Source organism: Rhodoferax aquaticus, from assembly GCF_006974105.1.
Taxonomy (GTDB): domain Bacteria; phylum Pseudomonadota; class Gammaproteobacteria; order Burkholderiales; family Burkholderiaceae_C; genus Allorhodoferax; species Allorhodoferax aquaticus_A.
This window is the reverse complement of the sequence record NZ_CP036282.1, coordinates 643823-660267: the sequence shown is the minus strand read 5'-3', so window position 1 is coordinate 660267 and position 16445 is coordinate 643823. Positions and strand designations below refer to the sequence as shown.

Below are 16445 nucleotides of genomic sequence, written 5' to 3'. Positions count from 1 at the left end.
ATTTGCGCCCTGCGCGCAAGGCTTTGTGCTGGGTGGTCCGCATGCTCACTCCACCTCCGGCGGGGGTTCAAGGGCCGAGAGTGGAATGGGGTGACACTTGTATTCTGGATAGCAGTCAGTGATGATGACCCGCGCCTGCCCGTTGCGAAACAGGTGCACATAGGCTGCGCCTGGTTTGGCGTAATACGGGATGGTGGTGGTGTACTCGTGCAGGGTCGCCTTGACTTCCCCCACCATGACGGGGGTGGCAGATGCCTTGGTGGAGTCGTCTCCCGCAGCTCCGGTGGTTTTGCTCGATTCGTCCCAACCATCCGTGTACCACTTGACCTTGACTTTCATACCCGGGCGCCAGGTGCGGGGGATGGTGTAGCCCCCGGCGATGGTGCCGCCGCAGTTGAAGTCGCCCCCGCGCATGCCGATGCTGCCCTGGCCGTAGGGCACTTCTTGCACCCAAAACCCTTGCACATAGGGCATGAGGTCTTGCCGCGGGCCGCCGTGGCGCACGCATTCCAGCCCTACTCCGATGGTGGGGGTTTCTTGGGATTTGCGTATGGCTGCTTCGCGATTGATCGTCTCCCAGAGCTCGGGGTTCTCACGTTTAAGGCGTTCATCAAACGTCTCCCGGTGCGCGCAGCCCATCACCAGTGCGGCCAGGGCCAAGGTTGCGCAAGTGAATGCACGCTGAGTATTTCGTTGCATCGTTAGCCCCTTCATTCAAACACCGCACGCGGTAAACAGTAGCCACCACCCTCGCGCCGCCCGCTGGTGATGATGCCGATGGCTTTGGCCTTGAGGCCGCCTTGCAGCAAACCTAGGTCTTCATCGCGCATCACCGGATGCAGGTCGCAGCGGTTCTGTCGCCATAAGCCATTGTGAGGACGATGACGGCGTGTCTTTGTAAAAACGGCTTTGCAATCGCTGTTGGGTGCTTTGCTATGTGTGCGCCCGCTGGTACGCGGCTTGCCCCTTGCGCTTTGGCCATTTGGAAGAAATGATGCAAGCAGGTGGCGACTTGGGACGACGGAGCAGGGCTGACCTGTCTTCAGAACTACCCGTCAGCGCCGGTTGCTAGAGTTTTGACGGCTACTTACGCATGCTGTATGGGCGCTAGAGGCCCATTTGCCTGGCGGATTCAAGTACAACGTGCAACGGAATGCAGTGTAAGAGGTCTTTCGGGTAGCTTGTAGAAGACCTCATGTGGGGTACGGTAGCCTAGGCACTTGCGCGGTTTGTGTTGTCATTGCGTCCAAGCTGCCAAGAGCACTAGCGCTTGGCAAAGTACACCTTTGCCTTCAAGCAGCTTGCATTGCGCCGCCTACATCCAAAGCCGATAAGCCCAAAAACTCTCATGATGCTGAATGCCTTTACCCAAGGCCTCGGGGGTCAAGCCGGTGATGCGGCGCGTGGTGCGGATCAGGTGGGACTGGTCGGAGTAACCGGAGTCTGCCGCAATCTGCGCCCAGTCGAGTTTGTCGCTGCTTTGGGTGGCCAAGGCGGCGGTGGCAAAAAACGCGTCTTCAGAGCGCCCCATCACCCGTAATTCGCGCAAGGGCAGACCCGACCAGCGCTTGATGCGGCGCTCCAACTGGCGCAGGCTGCGCCCCGGGCCGGACACCGCCGCGCGCTGGGCCAAGTGGGTCACCCAATCGGAGTAGCGCTGCCATGCCACGGGCTGTGCGGGGCGGCAGGCTTGCCAGCGGGGTTCTAAAAACTCCTCCAGCAGTTGCAGGGCCTGCGCATCGTCGCCCGCGTTTTGCACGGCTTGGAGCATGGGCAACCAGTCCGGTGGCAGCACCGTGGCGGCATCCACCATGCGGTCCATCAAGGCTTCGGGCTGCAAGTGCGTGAGGGCGTGCAGCGCATCGGGCGGAATCAGCACCATCATGGCGTGCACAGGGCCTGGGCACCAGGTGGCCGTGGGCCGGGTTTGCGGGCCGCTCAAAACCCAGCGCCCGGGCAGTGGCGTTTTGGCAGCGGTCTCGTCTAGCGGCTGGCCCTCGTCAGACCCGTCGCTGGATGCGCCAAGGGCCAGGCTGCTCCCCGTGAACCACCAGCTCAGGCTGCACAAGGGAGCAGCCGGAAAGTGATTCACCCGCTGCGCGTCTGTGAGGCTAGAGCCCAGCGTGTTGCGCACCATGGTCGCGCGTATGCAGGCGCTCAGCGTGGCGCTTGGCTGCCACAGTGTGCCGCTAGGCCACAGCTTCGAATCAAACGCAATTGCAGGGGAGCTGGGGCTTGCCATGGCGCCAGTGTACGGGGCAGGCCGCCCCATGCACCACTTGGCGGCGCGATGTCGCAATCGTTCAATACAGGCCCCGGGGTGGCGCCAGACAATGCACGCCATGAACCCCGCATCCACTTCATCGCCCAGCATTTCGGCCCAGACTTCTGCCCTTACACGCCCGCCCGGCCCTCCTTCCCGCTGGTGGGGTTTGCCCCTCTTGGCCGCCATGAAGCGCGATTACCTAGGCTTTACGACGCAGCTGCAGCGCGACCATGGGGACATCAGCTACATGCGTTTGGGCCATGAACGCGCGTACGACCTGATGTCCCCTGACTTGGTGCGCGAGGCTTTGGTCAGCCATGCCGACGCACTCATTCGCTGGGAGCGCGGCATTGAGGTGTTTGCGCAAGTGTTTGGCCAAAGCGTGCTGGTGACCGAGGGGCCTGTGTGGCAGCGCCAGCGCCGCATGCTGATGGCGGCCTTCATGCCCAAGCAGGTAGCCGGCTATGCCACGCTGATGACCAGCGCCGCGCAAGACGCGTTTGCGCAATTGATCCCCCCAGGGCAGACGAGCGCACGCATCCCCATGGATGCGCTGTGGAGCAGCGTGGCCATGGACGTGATTTTGCGCACCCTGTTCAGCCGCAGCGCACAAGCAGACTCGCAGGCCGCGATTGCCGCCACGCAAGCCTTGTCAGCCGCGGCTTTCCAAGAAATGTTTCTACCGTTTTCTTTGCCAGACTGGTTGCCACTGCCGGGCAAGGCCGCCAAACGCCGAGCTATTCGCAGCTTGCGCCAGTTGATACAGCGCCATATCAACGAACGCCACGCTGAGCTGGCCGCTCACCCCGACGCGCCAGCCGCCACGGACTTGCTGGGGCGCCTGCTGGCTTTGCGCGACGAGACCACGGGTGAAGCGCTGTCAGCACAAGAGGTGTTTGACCAATGCATGGTGAGCTTTCAGGCCGGGCATGAAACCTCAGCCACCGCCTTGCTGTGGTGGAGCCGCTTGATGGCGGAGCACCCCGACCTAGCGCAGCGCGCGCACGACGAGGTGGCCACGGTACTAGCTGGCCAAACACCGGGCCCCGAGCACATGGCGCAGCTGCCATGGCTTACCGCTACTCTGAAAGAGGCCATGCGCCTGTACCCGCCGGTGGCGGCCATCATGTCGCGCCGCACCACGGCCCCCATCACGGTAGGGGGCTGGCAGATACCCCAAGGTGCCATGCTGCGCATCACCCCGTGGCTGCTGCACCATGATGAGCGCTGGTTTGCCAATCCGGAGCAATTCCAGCCAGCGCGTTTTTTGGACGGTGCCCCCGCCATCCCCAAGGGCGCATGGATGCCCTTTGGCGCTGGCCCTCGCGTGTGTCTGGGCCAACACTTTGCGATGATGGAAATGACGCTCTTGGCCGCCATGCTCTTGCAGCGTTATCGCCTGCGCTTGCCCGCTGACGCCGCCCCGAGCACGCCAGAGTTGCATGTCACGCTGCGGCCTCGCGCGCCTATGGAGCTGATGCTGTCTCACCTGTAGGTCTCTCGGCCGACAGCCAACCCACGCACCACACATCCCCCCATGTCGAGTGGGGTTTTCGCTATAAACTGGCTCTCTTTCCCGCAGGGTGCGCAAGGTCGCATGGGCTGAAAATAGGAGACTGTGATGGCTGTTTGGCTGCGCGGCATGGCCGCTTTGGGGTTGAGCATTCTGTGTTCGTGGGCTTGGGCCTTGGCGCCCGCCGATTTAGACCGCTTGCAAGTGGGTACCCAGTTGGAACTGCCAGCGGTCGATGTGGAAACGCCAGCGCAAGTCGCCATGGCCATCGACTCGGTCACGGTGTTTAAGGATGTGGATGGCACAAGCTGGCACCGGGTGGACGGCAAATTTGGCGATGGCAAAGCCGCCTCACTTGTCATCCATGTTGAAAAAGACAAAGTAGAAGTCGAATCCGCCATCGCCCGCATGAGGCCACGCGACCTGGGCGTGAACCCCAAAGCCATTTGGCAAATGGACAAACAAGGCCAAGGCGAGATTGTTTATGAGGGCCAGCACTACAAGTTCAACGCCAACGAGTCAGAAGACGCCAAGTACGCCAAAGACAAAGCTGCCCCTGCAGACATGAGCTACTACCGCTTTGAAAGTGCAGAGGACGAAGACCTCGCCCTCTTGGTCTTTGAGTGGGCAGAAGACAAGTTTGAAGTTTTGCACCTGGAATGGGTGGACGCCGAGAAAGTGCAAATCAAATGAGTGTGAACGCCCGGGGCCCCGTGGCGCTGCTGCCTGAGCTGCGGCCCGGCGCTTTTTATGTTGCCAACGATGGCCCGCCCCCCGGGCCCGTGTGCTATTGCGAAGACACCTCTGACCGCTATGACATTTTTGGGTTTCGCTGCAAAGGTGTGGTGTGTTCGGTGCAGACCGCGTTTCAAAACGTGTTGATTGCCGACACTGTGAGCTACGGGCGCGCATTGTTCTTGGATGGCGTGCTACAAAGTAGTGAGCATGACGAGTCGCTGTACCACGAGCTTTTGGTGCAGCCTGCCATGCTGAGCCATCCCAACCCGCGCGATGTGCTCATCATTGGCGGGGGCGAAGGTGCCACCTTGCGCGAAGTGCTGGCGCATCGCAGTGTCCAACGTGCCGTGATGGTGGACATTGACGAAACCTGCGTTGAGCTCTGCCGCGAACACCTAGGCCCTTGGCACCAAGGCGCCATGCAAGACCCGCGCGCCCACTTGGTGTTTACCGATGGCCGCGCTTTTGTCGAGCAAGACCTGGACTTTTACGACGTGGTCATCATCGACGTGGTGGACATGCTGGAAAACGGCCCCGCACAGCGCATCTACACCCAAGAGTTCTACCGGCACCTGCGCCAACGCCTGCGCCCCGGCGGCATTGTCGTGGTGCAGGGCATGGAGTTTTCCCATGTAGACCATGTGCAGCATGCCGCCCTGGTGCGCACCTTGCGCACCGCGTTTAGCGAGGTGCATAGCTACCAGTCGCACATCCCCTCGTTTGTCGCACCCTGGGGCTTTGTGCTGGCGTCTGACCATGTGCGTCCGTATGAGTGGAGTGCGGCCACCTTGGACGCCACTATCGCCCACCGCTTGGGCAATAGCTGGCTGCTGCATGTAGATGGTGCCTTTTTGACCTCGCGCTTTCAGCTGTGCTTGGCCACGCAAAAACTGCTGTCTATGCCCGGCCCGACCCTGGGCGATGACCTGGGTTTCGCAAGGCCCCCCGAACCCGAGCAGGTAGACGACCCCATTGCCGTGTTCCCTGCGCGCCCTCTTCTCACCTAGCCATGCTGCCCTACACCTATACCTTAGAAGCCAACGCGGATGCGCACACCGGTGCCCTACAACGCACCTTGTTTGGCACCACGGCCACGCTGCTGCCACGTGCGCAGCCTTCCGCCGACATGGCCTGGCCCGCCGAGGCCCACAGCGTGGTGCTGATCGACGTGCCCCAAGACTCGGCCAACTTGCTGGATCACGCCGCACAACGCTGGATAGAAGCCGCCCCACCCGGCCCCAAGCTCGACATTTTGTTTCGCAGTGTGCGCATGCTCTGGAAGTCTGGCCGCGCCTATGTGCAATGCCCCGAAACCTTGCGTGACCAAGCGCTGGCAGCCGTGCTGGACTATGCCCTGTTGGCGCGCACCATCGCCACCTTGGAGGCGCGCGCCCATGCCCTGGCGCAAGCGCTGGTGGGCTGGCAGGCCCAGGCAGAGACGTCTGCCAGCATCGCGCCGCTGCGTGCACAACTGGCGGAGGCCACGCAGTGCGCCTTCCAACTGGTAGCGCTGCGCCCCTACTGTGAGTTGCCCGCCCGCACGGGTGATGTGACGCTAGGCACGCGGCTACGCACGGAATGGCTGACCCAAGCCCAAACCAGCGATGCGCTGAATTTGGTTGAGCACCAGCTAGAGCTCGTGGTGCTGGGCTTAGAAAACCAACTGCAACGCGCACAAGAAGCGCGCCGTGGCCGCTGGGAAGTGGCCATCGGCGTGGGTATTCTTGCCTTTTTAGTGTTTGAATTTTGCTTCCACCTTTATGCCTAAGACCTTAGGCCCAGACCCCGCGGCCATGGCCCACAAAGACTACTTCAGCGAGCGCGACGGCCAGCGTTTTGCAGGCACCCACTTGATCGTGGACTTGTGGGAGGCCCAGCATTTAAACGATGCCCCCCGCATTGAGGCCACGCTACGCGCAGCCGCCCTGGCCGCCAAGGCCACGGTTTTGCATGGGCACTTTCATGTGTTCACGCCGCTGGGTGGCGTAACAGGCGTGCTGCTGCTGGCGGAGTCCCATATTTCCATCCACACCTGGCCCGAGCGCAGCTTTGCCGCTATAGACCTGTTCATGTGCGCGGGCTGCGATCCCCAGGATGGCATCGCCGCGATCCAACGCGGGTTTGAGCCACAACGCATCACCGTTAAAACCCTGCGCCGGGGAGAGCTCGCTGCTAGCAATTTGCCGGTTGCGGATTGACTAGGCATGGACAACGCCGCACTCGTGGAAGGCCCCGCTTCAGACATTGATCCTGCACAGTTGCACGCAGCGCTTGTCCAAGCCTTTGCCGACTACTTGATCGGCCCTTTTGACATGCCATTGGCGCAATGGCCGCATTTTTTAGCACGACAGTGCATTGACCTGTCGCTAAGCCGCGTGATCCTTCGTGACAATGACGTTCTGGCGTTTGCTTTCGTTGCCCCGCGTGCGGCAATGGGTGTTTGGCGCTTGGCCGCCATGGGCGCGGTTCCAGCGGCGCGCGGCACTGGCGCAGCGCAGCGACTGCTGAACGATCTGATTCAACGCGCAGCGCATGCCGGCATGACAGCGGTTGAACTCGAAGTGTTTGCACAAAACACGCGTGCATTGCGCTTGTATGAAAGCCACGGCTTTCAGGCGCTCCATGACCTGCATGGCTACCACGCACAACCCTGGAGCCAGGCGCCACTATCGCTACCCTCGCCCACCAGCGGCGCGTTTGCGCCACTCGCCCTTGAGGAGGCTTATGCGTGGATTGCGCAGGCCCAACTGACGGGATTGAACGATCTGCCGCTGCAAGTGACGCCGCCCGTATTGGCTGCGAATCCCTTGCAATTGCAGGCCTGGAAATTGGGTAGAGCCTTGCTGGTTTTTACACTGCCAGATGAGGTCAAGGTGCAAATCCTCAGCCTGATAGACCGGAACCCCGCGCAGCACGACGCATATCAGTTGGCGCTCCAACTACGCAGCAGCTTCCCAGAACGCGCGTGCTTTGTGCATGAACTGCAGCGCAGCGATGTGGGTGGCGATGCTTTAGCGCGCGCTGGGTTTGAATGCCAAGCCCTGCACCAGCTGCTGATGCGGCGCTCCATTACTTAGATCCCTCCATCGATAGCGGCGTAGGCTGTGCGCCCAATGGGTGCATCATTTACTTAGCAAGCCACCCTAGGCCATGTGCATGCAAGCTGTGCACGTACAGGCGGTCTTTGGTTTCTGTGATCGCGGTCGTCTCGGGGTAGGCACCTGTGGGGTCTTGCAAGTCGGCCACGATCTTGCCGTCCTCGGTAAAGGCCACCACATGCCCGTAGGACTTGGGCACCGGCCAGAGTGCGCGTGGCAAGCGCATCGTGACTTCGCGCAAGAAAGGCTTGTCCATGAGCTTGTCGGCCACCGGGTTACGCGGTTTGGCAAAGCCCAGCCAGATCTTGCCGTCTAGCCCGCGCATCAGGTTGTCGGGGTAGCCTGGCAAGTTGTCCAAAAACACGGTGGCTTGTGGGTTGGGTTGCTTTACGTCCAAGTCCTTGGCAGACACATCCATCTTCCACACGCGGTAGCGCCCCGTCTCGTTCACAAACAGGTGCTTACCGTCTTGGCTCAGTGCCACCCCGTTGGCAAAACTCAGGCCTTTGGCCACCACGCGGGTGACTTTGGTGGCGGGGTCGTACTCGATGATGCGACCCGTGGCCGCTTGTTCCAAGATATCGAGCACGCTGGACTCAAACGTGCCGCCCCAGTCCTTGGGTGCGAAACGCATGGACGCGTCACTGAGGTACATCTTGCCGTCTGGGGCGACGACCACGCCGTCGGCATAGCGAATGGGGTCGCCGTTCACCGCATCGGTGAGCACGGTGACCTTGCGGTCAGGCGCAATCGCAAGCAGGCCTTTGAAAGAGTCGGCAGCGATGAGATTGCCTTGGGCGTCAAAGTCAAAGCCCAGCACCCGGCCACCGGTGTTGGCGAACACTTCTTGGCCGCTGCCATCGGCATTCATGCGCAAGATGTTGCCGCTGACCACCGTGGTGTAGAGCTTGCCATCGGGCCCAAAGGCGATGTGTTCTGGCCCCACCTCGCCCTGCAGGTCGATCATCTGCAAATTGGCCAGCTTGGTGTTGACCGCATGCACGCCCACGTAGCCGGGCTGCGCCGGCACGGGCAGCGACACGGGTTGGATGGGAATGGGCCACAGGAGCAAATACGCCACCAGCACTAACAGTGCCGCCCCCAGACCTTGTACTATTTTCTTCATCGAGTGTCTCCTTGGTGTTGTAGCGCTGATGGTAGCTATACACACCAGCTTGGGAATCAGCGTATACCCAAGCGCCTTAGCCCTTGAAGTGCGGCAATGCTGCGCCTGAGCCAGCCAGCCCCACGCCAACGCGGGTGCAGGGGCTCATGCAAAATCGACACATGCACGCGCCCTCTTCCACCGCCACCCAGGCTGAATTGCCTTCGCTGACTGCCCTGATTGACTTTGCCAACCCGCACACTGCGGATGGTGCGCCTCGCCTGCGCCACGCGTTTGGCACGCCTTCGCGCATCTTGCAAGCCAAGCAGTTGACCGAGGTGGCGGGCGTGCTCTTGGCCGCAGAAGCCGCAGCGCGCGCGGGCGCTTGGTGTGTGGGCTATGTGCGTTATGAAGCCGCGCCTGCCTTTGATGCCGCCTTGGCGGTGCACCCCGCAACCGGCCCTTTGGCGTGGTTTGCCGTGTACCCGCAGACGCTACCTTGGCCGCAAGCCCCTGTGCCAGCCCCCGCAAGCCCCACCGTGCAATGGCAACCCAGCCTAGAGCGCAGCCAGTTTGACGCGGCGCTCGCCAAACTTGACGCCGCGATTGCAGCCGGTGAGTTCTACCAAGTGAACTACACCAGCCAGCGAAGCGGGCAGTGGGTGGACGATGCCCAGACCTCGACCGCGTCTGCCGGGCTCGCGCTCTTCCATGCACTGCAACAAGCCCAGCCTGGGGGCTACGCCGCTTACCTCAACACAGGGCTTGAGCAGGTGTTGTCGGTCTCGCCCGAGTTGTTTTTTGACTGGCGTGATGGCGAGTTGCTAACCCGCCCCATGAAGGGCACGGCCCCACGCGGTGCCACGCCGCAAGACGATGCGGCCCAAGCCGAGATGCTGCGCAACTCGCCCAAAGAGCGGGCCGAGAACGTGATGATTGTGGATTTGCTGCGCAACGATGTGTCGCGCATTGCCGAACCCTTTAGCGTGCAGGTGCCCCAGCTGTTTCACACGCAAGCCCTGCCCAGCGTGTGGCAAATGACCTCCGACGTCACGGCCCGAACCCGCGCGGGCTGCACCTTGGCCGATGTGTTTGCGGCGCTGTTTCCCTGCGGCTCCATCACCGGCGCACCCAAGGTGCAAGCCATGCAGGCCATACGGGCCTTGGAGCCTGAGGCACGCGGCGTGTACTGCGGCGCAGTGGGCGTGTTGCAGCCCGGCGGCACGGCCACGTTCAACGTGCCGATTCGCACGCTCACACTGCAAAGCCACTCAGGCAACCAACAAGGCCAAGCGCAGCAAGTGCGCTATGGCATTGGCAGTGGCATTACCTCGGGCTCTGAGCCTGCTGCCGAATGGGCGGAGTGGCAGCACAAACAAGCCTTTGTGCAGCGCGCCACCACCCGCTTTGAGCTGCTAGAAACCTTGGGCCTTGTGGACGGGCAGCTCATGCAGCGCAGCTTGCATTTGGCCCGCATGCAGGCTGCGGCCACACACTTTGGATTCACCTGGCCCGGCGTGGCGCTTGAGCAGGCGCTGGACCACATCGCCCAAGCACACGCCACGGGCGCATGGCGTGTGCGCTTGCTGCTCGGGCTCCAGGGCCAAGTCACCGCGCAGGCGTTTGAGCTGCCGCCGTCGCCGTCCACCGTGCTGCTGCAACTGGCAAAACAGCCGCTGGAAGAAGCGCACAGCGAGTTTGTGCGGTTCAAGACCACGCACCGCCCGCACTACGACGCATTCACCCCCACCGAACCGGGTGTGTTTGACACCCTCTTGTGGAACACCCAGCACGAGATTACCGAATGCACGCGCGGCAACATCGCCCTGCTGCTGCGCGGCCAGTGGGTCACCCCACCGCTGCGCTGCGGCTTGCTCCCGGGCGTGGGTCGCGCACAAGCTTTGGCGGATGGCAGACTGGTGGAAGCGGTGGTGGCAGTGCGCGAGCTGCCTGAGGTCAGCGCACTGGCGTTTGTGAACAGCATGCGGGGCTGGCTACCCGCCAGGCTAGCACCCTAGCGCAAATCGCTACAGATTCAATAGCTGCTTGCACATATTCCATGCGCGCCACCGGTCATTTTCCCTCTCAAAACCCAGAAACCCAATCCTAGTAGCGCACCAGGCTGCGGTAGTTGAGCTTGGTGCTGCCCTGGGGCGGTACGGTGACAGACCATACCGCCACGTTGCTGGCGCCTTTGGTGAAGGGCTGGTTGGTGTTCAAGATTTGCCAGTCGCCGGGCATGGGCTCTTGCACGGTGACGGTCACGGCTTCGTCTTTGGCGTTTTTCAGCACCAACTCATAGGCACTTTCGAACGCGCCATTGCCCTTGCTGTCGTTGGGCAGTTTCTTGAAATCGGTCTGGCGCTTGTCGGCGGTGACATCAAACGCGTCACCCAGCTTGAGGCGCACTTTTTCGTTCTTGGGTGTGTGGTCGATGCGGTCTTCCCCAATGAACTGGGCGTTGCCCGCGCTGTCTTTCTTGTACACACGCACCACGCCTTTGGGCAGGGGCATGCCAAGGCGGGCGTTCTCTTTGTTTTCAAACTCCACAAACACGCCGACTTTTATCTTCTTGCCCAGCTCGCCCACGGGGCTGTGGTAGTAGTACTCATCGCCCTTGAGCAAATACTCTTTGCGCACCGGCACGCCGGTGCCTGACAGCAAAGCCACTTGCTTGGTTTGGTTTTCTGCAATGGTGGTGGGGCGGCCTAGGGTGTAGAGGTGGTATTCAAACAGCGACTCCTCGGCCATGGACTTTTCCATCATGGGGGCGGCAGCCATCATCACGCCGCCGCGCGCGCGGGCTTGCACATCGGGTGCCACGCGGTTGACATCGCCCGCCACCAACTGCAGCTTGGCGTTGCGGTAGCTGGCACCGCTGGTGTTGGTCAGCGTGACCCAGCCTGAGATGTCGAGCTTGTCGTCTTTGGCACCCAGCTCCACCACGTAGTCGGCCTTCCAGCCCAGGCCCCCGGTGAGGTAGCTGAGTTCCACGTCTTGCGGTTGGGCTTGGCTGTTGTCCAAGGTCATGACCAGTGTGGGGCGGTCACGCAGATTGGCGGGCACATCGCCATAGACCAAGCGCCCGGGCATGCCGGTCTCAATGCGGTTACCTATTTTGAGCACCACGCCGTTGTTGGCGGAGAGCACTTGCGCGCTCTCCGACGTCTCTTGGCCGGTGCTGGGGTTGGTACGCACCACCGTCACGGTTTGGCCCACGTACTTCTCCAGCATTTTTTGCGGGCTGAGCAAGTCAAAGTCAAAGTTTTGCTCCAGCACCCGTAAGTTGACGCCGGGGCTTAAGGAGCGCAAAAGCGCTGTCTCAGGGCGAATCTGCGCACTCACATCCCGAAAGGCCAAAGCGCCCACACCGGGCTTGATTTGGAGCTTGCGCAGGTCTTTTACCAAGGCCAAGTTGTCGTTGTAAATGGTGACCGCCACTTCTTGCTGGTCCGCCAACGTGGCGCGCTGCTCAGGCGCCTGGGCCATGGCGGTGGCGCACACCAAGGCGGCCATCAAAGGGGTGAGCGTGAGTTTCAACATAAAAACCATCTTTCTAAAAAACGAAAACTTGCGTTTGTGTTTGCGGCCCAGCACAGGCCACCCCACCCTAACGGGTCAGCACCCAGCGAGGTGCACAGCACATACTAGGTGGCACAAACTGACACACTTTGCGCGCCGTGTCGGTGCGCTGGCGTGCGTTTAAGGCGCAGCATCGCGCCACTGGCTAAAGGGGTGCGCTGCCAAATTGGAGTTGAAATAGCGCGCGTCATGCGTGACCTCGGGCCCTAGCCAGTGCGGACGGCTAAAAACCTGGTCTTCGCTTTGCAACTCAATCTCTGCCACCACCAGGCCCGCGTTGTCGCCAGCAAACGCATCCACCTCCCACACCATGCCGTCGACGGGTACGCGGTAGCGCGTCTTCTCAATGCAGGGACCGTCACACAAGGCCAGCAAGGCCTGCGCATCCGCCAGTGGAATGGGGTACTCAAACTCAGCCCGTGTAGCGCCGGTACTGATGCCTTTGATGGTCAAGAATGCGTGCTCGCCGGCCACGCGCACACGCACCGTGCGGGCCTTGTCACGGTTCAGATAGCCTTGGCAGTAGCGCACGCCCGCTTCATTCTTCCAGTCGGTGCCTTGCACCAAAAATTTGCGCTCGATTTCAATTCCCATGGTGTCCCCTGCCCGTTGGTTTGCAAAGCACTATTGTTATCGAGCGCAGGCCATAGACCGGATCGCACCTGCTGAAAATCACGACCTGTCTTCACGGGCTTTACACTGCCGACCATGCCCGCTACCAGCCCCAAGTCCACCAACAACGCCAGCCACTGCCCCTTGTGCGGGCAAGCCAACCAATGCGCCATGGAACTAGAGCGCACCACCGGCCAAGCCCAAGGCCCCTGCTGGTGCACCCAAGCCACATTTCCACCGGAACTGTTAGCGCAGGTGCCCGTGGAGCAACAAGGTGTGGCGTGTATTTGCGCGCGGTGTGCGGCGGTGGGGGCAAGGAGTGAGGCTGCTTGAGCAGTCCGTCAAGCGCATCCAAACACAGTCCGTTTATTCACCTAGCGGCAAACTCTGCAGCAGCACGCGCTGCACATTGCCGCCCATCACCGCGCGGATGTCGGCTTCACTCAGCCCCGCTTGCTGTAGGCCGTCGACGATTTGCGCCAAGCCGGTGACGTCAAACGGGGTGCGCGTGGCGCCGTTGAAGTCTGAACCCAAGGCCACATGGTTCACGCCGACTACGCCAATGGCGTAGCGCATGGCTTTGACAATGTTGGCTACTGTGGGTTCACACACCGCGCCGTCCCAATAGCCAATGCCCACCAAGCCCCCGGTGGCCGCAATGCCACGCAAGTGGGCATCCGTCAGGTTGCGCGGGCCAGGGCACGTGCCAGCGACCCCGGTGTGCGACACCAGTACCGGCGCTTTGGCCAAGGCCAACACGTCATCCATCACGGGTTTGGAGGCGTGGGCCACATCGATCAGCATGTGCTTGGCCTGCAGCCGTGCCACCACCTCACGGCCAAAAGGCGTGAGCCCACCCTTTTGCATGCCATGGGCGGAGCCGCCCACTTCATTGTCGAAAAAGTGCGTGAGCCCGGCAATGCGGTAGCCCGCATCGAACAAACGGTCCACATGGGCCAACTCACCTTGCAGCGGGTGCAAGCCTTCTAGCGCCAGCACCGCAGCCACGCGCTGTGGATTTTTTTGCCAAGCTTGCACATGCGCAGCCAGGTCTTTTTGCGATTTCACAATCACCAACTGACCGTGGCTATCGGCCGCAGCGGTGTGCAACTTTTCGCTTTGGTACAGCGCCCGCTCCAAGAGGCTGTTCCAGGTGGCCACAGGCCAACGCTGGGCCATGATGAGCATGGTGATGTTGTCGGTTTGGTCACTATTGCGCTCGTAGTTCATGCCCTTGGGCGTTTTGGTGACGGCAGCGAACACCTGCAAGCCCAAGCGGGCGTCTAGCTGGCGCGGCAAATCCGAATGGCCACGGCTGTAGCGCGTGAGCAGGTCTCGGTTCCACAAGAGCGCGTCGTCATGGAGGTCGGCCACAAACAAGGTGCTGTACAGCGCGGTGGCTTTGGCGCTGGCCGCATAGGGGCCGGGCGCCACAACCTGGTTCATCTTGCCGTCCACGAGGGTGGGCACGTAGAAAAACACCGCCAACCCTGCAGCCAGCACGGCCGCTACGGCTAACCCTACTCGACGCAAACGGCGCATGGCATGCCCTTCTCGTTACGGTTCAATGCGGTGCAGGGCAATCAGGTTGATGAGCGCAGCGCTTACTTCAGCCTTAAAGCCCACGCGCTTTTTCTCATCCCCGTCGCCACCCTTGAGCAGCAAGGTTTGCATGTACTCCACGCAGTCGCGGTGGCCCCAGAACTTTTTGATCACCAAGGCAATGCGCATATGGTGTTGTTCGATGACGGCCATCTCATGGTCCACCCGGGCCTGAGTCGGCAGCTCGTGCAGTGGCATGGGACGCGTGGGAACATCATCCTCTTCCCACTGCAAAGGTGGGAATCCCGTAGCTTGGTCACGCGGATCGTGGGACAGTGGCACAAAACTCCTTTGGTTCGGCGCTGCGTGCGCGCACGCCTTTTTTTGTATCTGCGATGTTACATGTTCTCGTCACAGCGGAGCCGCACAATGGGCATAGGCATTACCCCTAAGCATTTTGATCACAGTGTCCCACGGCACAATAGCAAATATGTCAAATCTCCCACCCTTCATCGCCCCGGCACGCTTTACCGACCCAGTTGCAGCATTGGACCAGGTCAAACGCATTTATGACTCCAGCATTGCCCACCTGCGCCAAGCCATGCAGCGCTTTGTGGCCGGAGATGACAGCACAGGCCATGTGCGCGCTTGCTACCCGCTGGTACGCATCCATACCGACACGGTCTCGCGCCAAGCCATTGGTGACATCGCCCGCCTAAGCTACGGTTTTGTGGCCGGCCCCGGTCGCTTTGAAACCACGTTGACCCGGCCCGAGCTCTACTCCAACTACTACTTGGAGCAATTCCGCTTGCTGCTGCAAAACCACGGTGTCGAGCTCGAGGTGGGCACCAGCACCCAGCCCATTCCGGTGCACTTTTCGTTTGCCGAAACCGACCACGTGGAGGGCAGCATGAGCGCACAGCGCCGCATGCTCATGCGCGATGTGTTTGACCTGCCCGACCTCGCCGCCATGGACGATGGCATTGCCAATGGCACTTACAACCCAAGCCCCGGCGAGGCGCAGCCGCTGTCCTTGTTTACTGCACCGCGCGTGGACTACTCACTGCACCGCCTGCGCCACTACACCGGCACCCTGCCCGAGCACTTTCAAAACTTTGTGCTCTTCACCAACTACCAGTTCTACATTGATGAATTCATTGCCTTGGGCCGCGCCGCCATGGCAGACCCCAACAGCGAATACGTGGCGTTTGTAGAACCTGGCAATGTGGTGACACGCCGCGTGGGCCTGCCTGCTGAGGCGGGCGATGCACTCGGTGTGCCCCCACCACGTTTGCCGCAAATGCCGGGCTACCACCTGGTGCGCGCCGACCAAGCGGGCATCACCATGGTCAACATTGGTGTGGGCCCAGCCAACGCCAAAAACATCACCGACCACATTGCCGTGCTGCGGCCACACGCCTGGATCATGCTGGGCCACTGCGCGGGCCTGCGCAACAGCCAACAACTGGGCGACTACGTGCTGGCCCATGGCTATGTGCGTGAAGACCATGTATTGGATGAAGAGTTGCCGCTGTGGGTGCCCATCCCCGCGCTGGCCGAAATTCAACTGGCCTTGGAGCAAGCGGTGGCTGACGTCACGCAGATCAAGGGCGCAGCGCTCAAGAGCATCATGCGCACCGGCACCGTGGCGTCTACCGACAACCGCAACTGGGAGCTCTTGCCCGACAACCAGCCCCAGCGCCGCTTCAGCCAAAGCCGTGCCGTGGCCCTGGACATGGAAAGCGCCACGATTGCGGCCAACGGCTTCCGCTTCCGCGTGCCCTACGGCACTCTGCTGTGTGTGAGTGACAAGCCGCTGCATGGCGAGATCAAGCTCCCCGGCATGGCCAACCACTTCTACCGTGAACGCGTAGACCAGCATTTGCGCATTGGCATACGCGCGCTGGAACTGCTGCGCGCCCAAGGGGTAGACCAGTTGCACAGCCGCAAGCTGCGCAGCTTTGCCGAAGTCGCCTTCCAATAAGCCAA

Annotated in this window: 16 protein-coding genes; 9 read left to right on the top strand and 7 right to left on the bottom strand. The window is 61.5% G+C overall.

Going from position 1 to position 16445, the window contains the following annotated elements; all coding sequences use genetic code 11:
* Positions 1-45 precede the first annotated feature (45 nt).
* Both EXZ61_RS03085 and EXZ61_RS03080 read right to left on the bottom strand, forming a co-directional pair.
* Entirely contained in the window at positions 46-699 is a 654-nt protein-coding gene (locus EXZ61_RS03085) for a DUF3304 domain-containing protein (protein ID WP_168224686.1), read from the bottom strand.
* Positions 700-1315: 616 nt separating this feature from the next.
* The gene (locus tag EXZ61_RS03080) at positions 1316-2242 is read right to left on the bottom strand and encodes an AraC family transcriptional regulator (protein ID WP_237219068.1); all 927 of its coding nucleotides are present in this window, start codon (positions 2240-2242) and stop codon (positions 1316-1318) included.
* Between the two features lie 100 nt (positions 2243-2342).
* On the opposite strand from EXZ61_RS03080, the gene EXZ61_RS03075 reads away from it, so the two are divergent.
* From EXZ61_RS03075 to EXZ61_RS03050, 6 genes are all read left to right on the top strand, one after another.
* Entirely contained in the window at positions 2343-3761 is a 1419-nt protein-coding gene (locus EXZ61_RS03075; protein WP_142808920.1) for a cytochrome P450, read from the top strand.
* Between the two features lie 126 nt (positions 3762-3887).
* A complete protein-coding gene (locus EXZ61_RS03070) occupies positions 3888-4472 on the top strand; it encodes a hypothetical protein (protein ID WP_142808918.1) in 585 nt (194 codons plus the stop codon).
* Positions 4469-5524: a fused MFS/spermidine synthase gene (locus tag EXZ61_RS03065; protein ID WP_168224685.1), complete on the top strand. Its 1056-nt coding sequence runs from the start codon at positions 4469-4471 to the stop codon at positions 5522-5524. Before EXZ61_RS03070 ends, EXZ61_RS03065 begins: the two co-directional genes overlap by 4 nt.
* Before the next feature lie 2 nt (positions 5525-5526).
* The gene (locus EXZ61_RS03060) at positions 5527-6285 is read left to right on the top strand and encodes a hypothetical protein (protein ID WP_142808914.1); all 759 of its coding nucleotides are present in this window, start codon (positions 5527-5529) and stop codon (positions 6283-6285) included.
* On the top strand, positions 6278-6715 hold the full coding sequence (gene speD, locus EXZ61_RS03055; RefSeq protein WP_142808912.1) for an adenosylmethionine decarboxylase: 438 nt from the start codon (positions 6278-6280) through the stop codon (positions 6713-6715). Before EXZ61_RS03060 ends, speD begins: the two co-directional genes overlap by 8 nt.
* A 6-nt stretch (positions 6716-6721) precedes the next feature.
* A complete protein-coding gene (locus tag EXZ61_RS03050) occupies positions 6722-7594 on the top strand; it encodes a GNAT family N-acetyltransferase (RefSeq protein WP_142808909.1) in 873 nt (290 codons plus the stop codon).
* A 49-nt stretch (positions 7595-7643) separates the two neighbouring features.
* Here the strand turns inward: EXZ61_RS03050 and EXZ61_RS03045 are convergent, their stop codons facing one another.
* Positions 7644-8741 (bottom strand): SMP-30/gluconolactonase/LRE family protein, encoded by a 1098-nt coding sequence (locus EXZ61_RS03045; protein ID WP_142808906.1) that lies wholly within the window; start codon positions 8739-8741, stop codon positions 7644-7646.
* Positions 8742-8902: 161 nt separating this feature from the next.
* Here EXZ61_RS03045 and EXZ61_RS03040 point away from each other — a divergent pair, with 161 nt between their 5' ends.
* Entirely contained in the window at positions 8903-10738 is a 1836-nt protein-coding gene (locus EXZ61_RS03040; RefSeq protein WP_178084833.1) for a chorismate-binding protein, read from the top strand.
* Between the two features lie 88 nt (positions 10739-10826).
* Here EXZ61_RS03040 and EXZ61_RS03035 read toward each other — a convergent pair whose 3' ends face one another.
* On the bottom strand, positions 10827-12263 hold the full coding sequence (locus EXZ61_RS03035) for a DUF4139 domain-containing protein (RefSeq protein WP_142808903.1): 1437 nt from the start codon (positions 12261-12263) through the stop codon (positions 10827-10829).
* Positions 12264-12422: 159 nt separating this feature from the next.
* Positions 12423-12896, bottom strand: coding sequence for a CYTH domain-containing protein (locus EXZ61_RS03030; RefSeq protein WP_142808900.1), 474 nt, complete (start codon positions 12894-12896; stop codon positions 12423-12425).
* 114 nt (positions 12897-13010) lie between these two features.
* On the opposite strand from EXZ61_RS03030, the gene EXZ61_RS03025 reads away from it, so the two are divergent.
* A complete protein-coding gene (locus tag EXZ61_RS03025) occupies positions 13011-13247 on the top strand; it encodes a cysteine-rich CWC family protein (RefSeq protein ID WP_142808897.1) in 237 nt (78 codons plus the stop codon).
* 33 nt (positions 13248-13280) lie between these two features.
* Here the strand turns inward: EXZ61_RS03025 and EXZ61_RS03020 are convergent, their stop codons facing one another.
* A complete protein-coding gene (locus EXZ61_RS03020; protein WP_142808894.1) occupies positions 13281-14456 on the bottom strand; it encodes a dipeptidase in 1176 nt (391 codons plus the stop codon).
* A gap of 15 nt (positions 14457-14471) precedes the next feature.
* On the bottom strand, positions 14472-14798 hold the full coding sequence (locus tag EXZ61_RS03015; RefSeq protein ID WP_142808892.1) for a hypothetical protein: 327 nt from the start codon (positions 14796-14798) through the stop codon (positions 14472-14474).
* Positions 14799-14946: 148 nt separating this feature from the next.
* Here EXZ61_RS03015 and EXZ61_RS03010 point away from each other — a divergent pair, with 148 nt between their 5' ends.
* Positions 14947-16440: an AMP nucleosidase gene (locus tag EXZ61_RS03010; protein ID WP_142808891.1), complete on the top strand. Its 1494-nt coding sequence runs from the start codon at positions 14947-14949 to the stop codon at positions 16438-16440.
* The last annotated feature ends 5 nt before the right edge of the window (positions 16441-16445 follow it).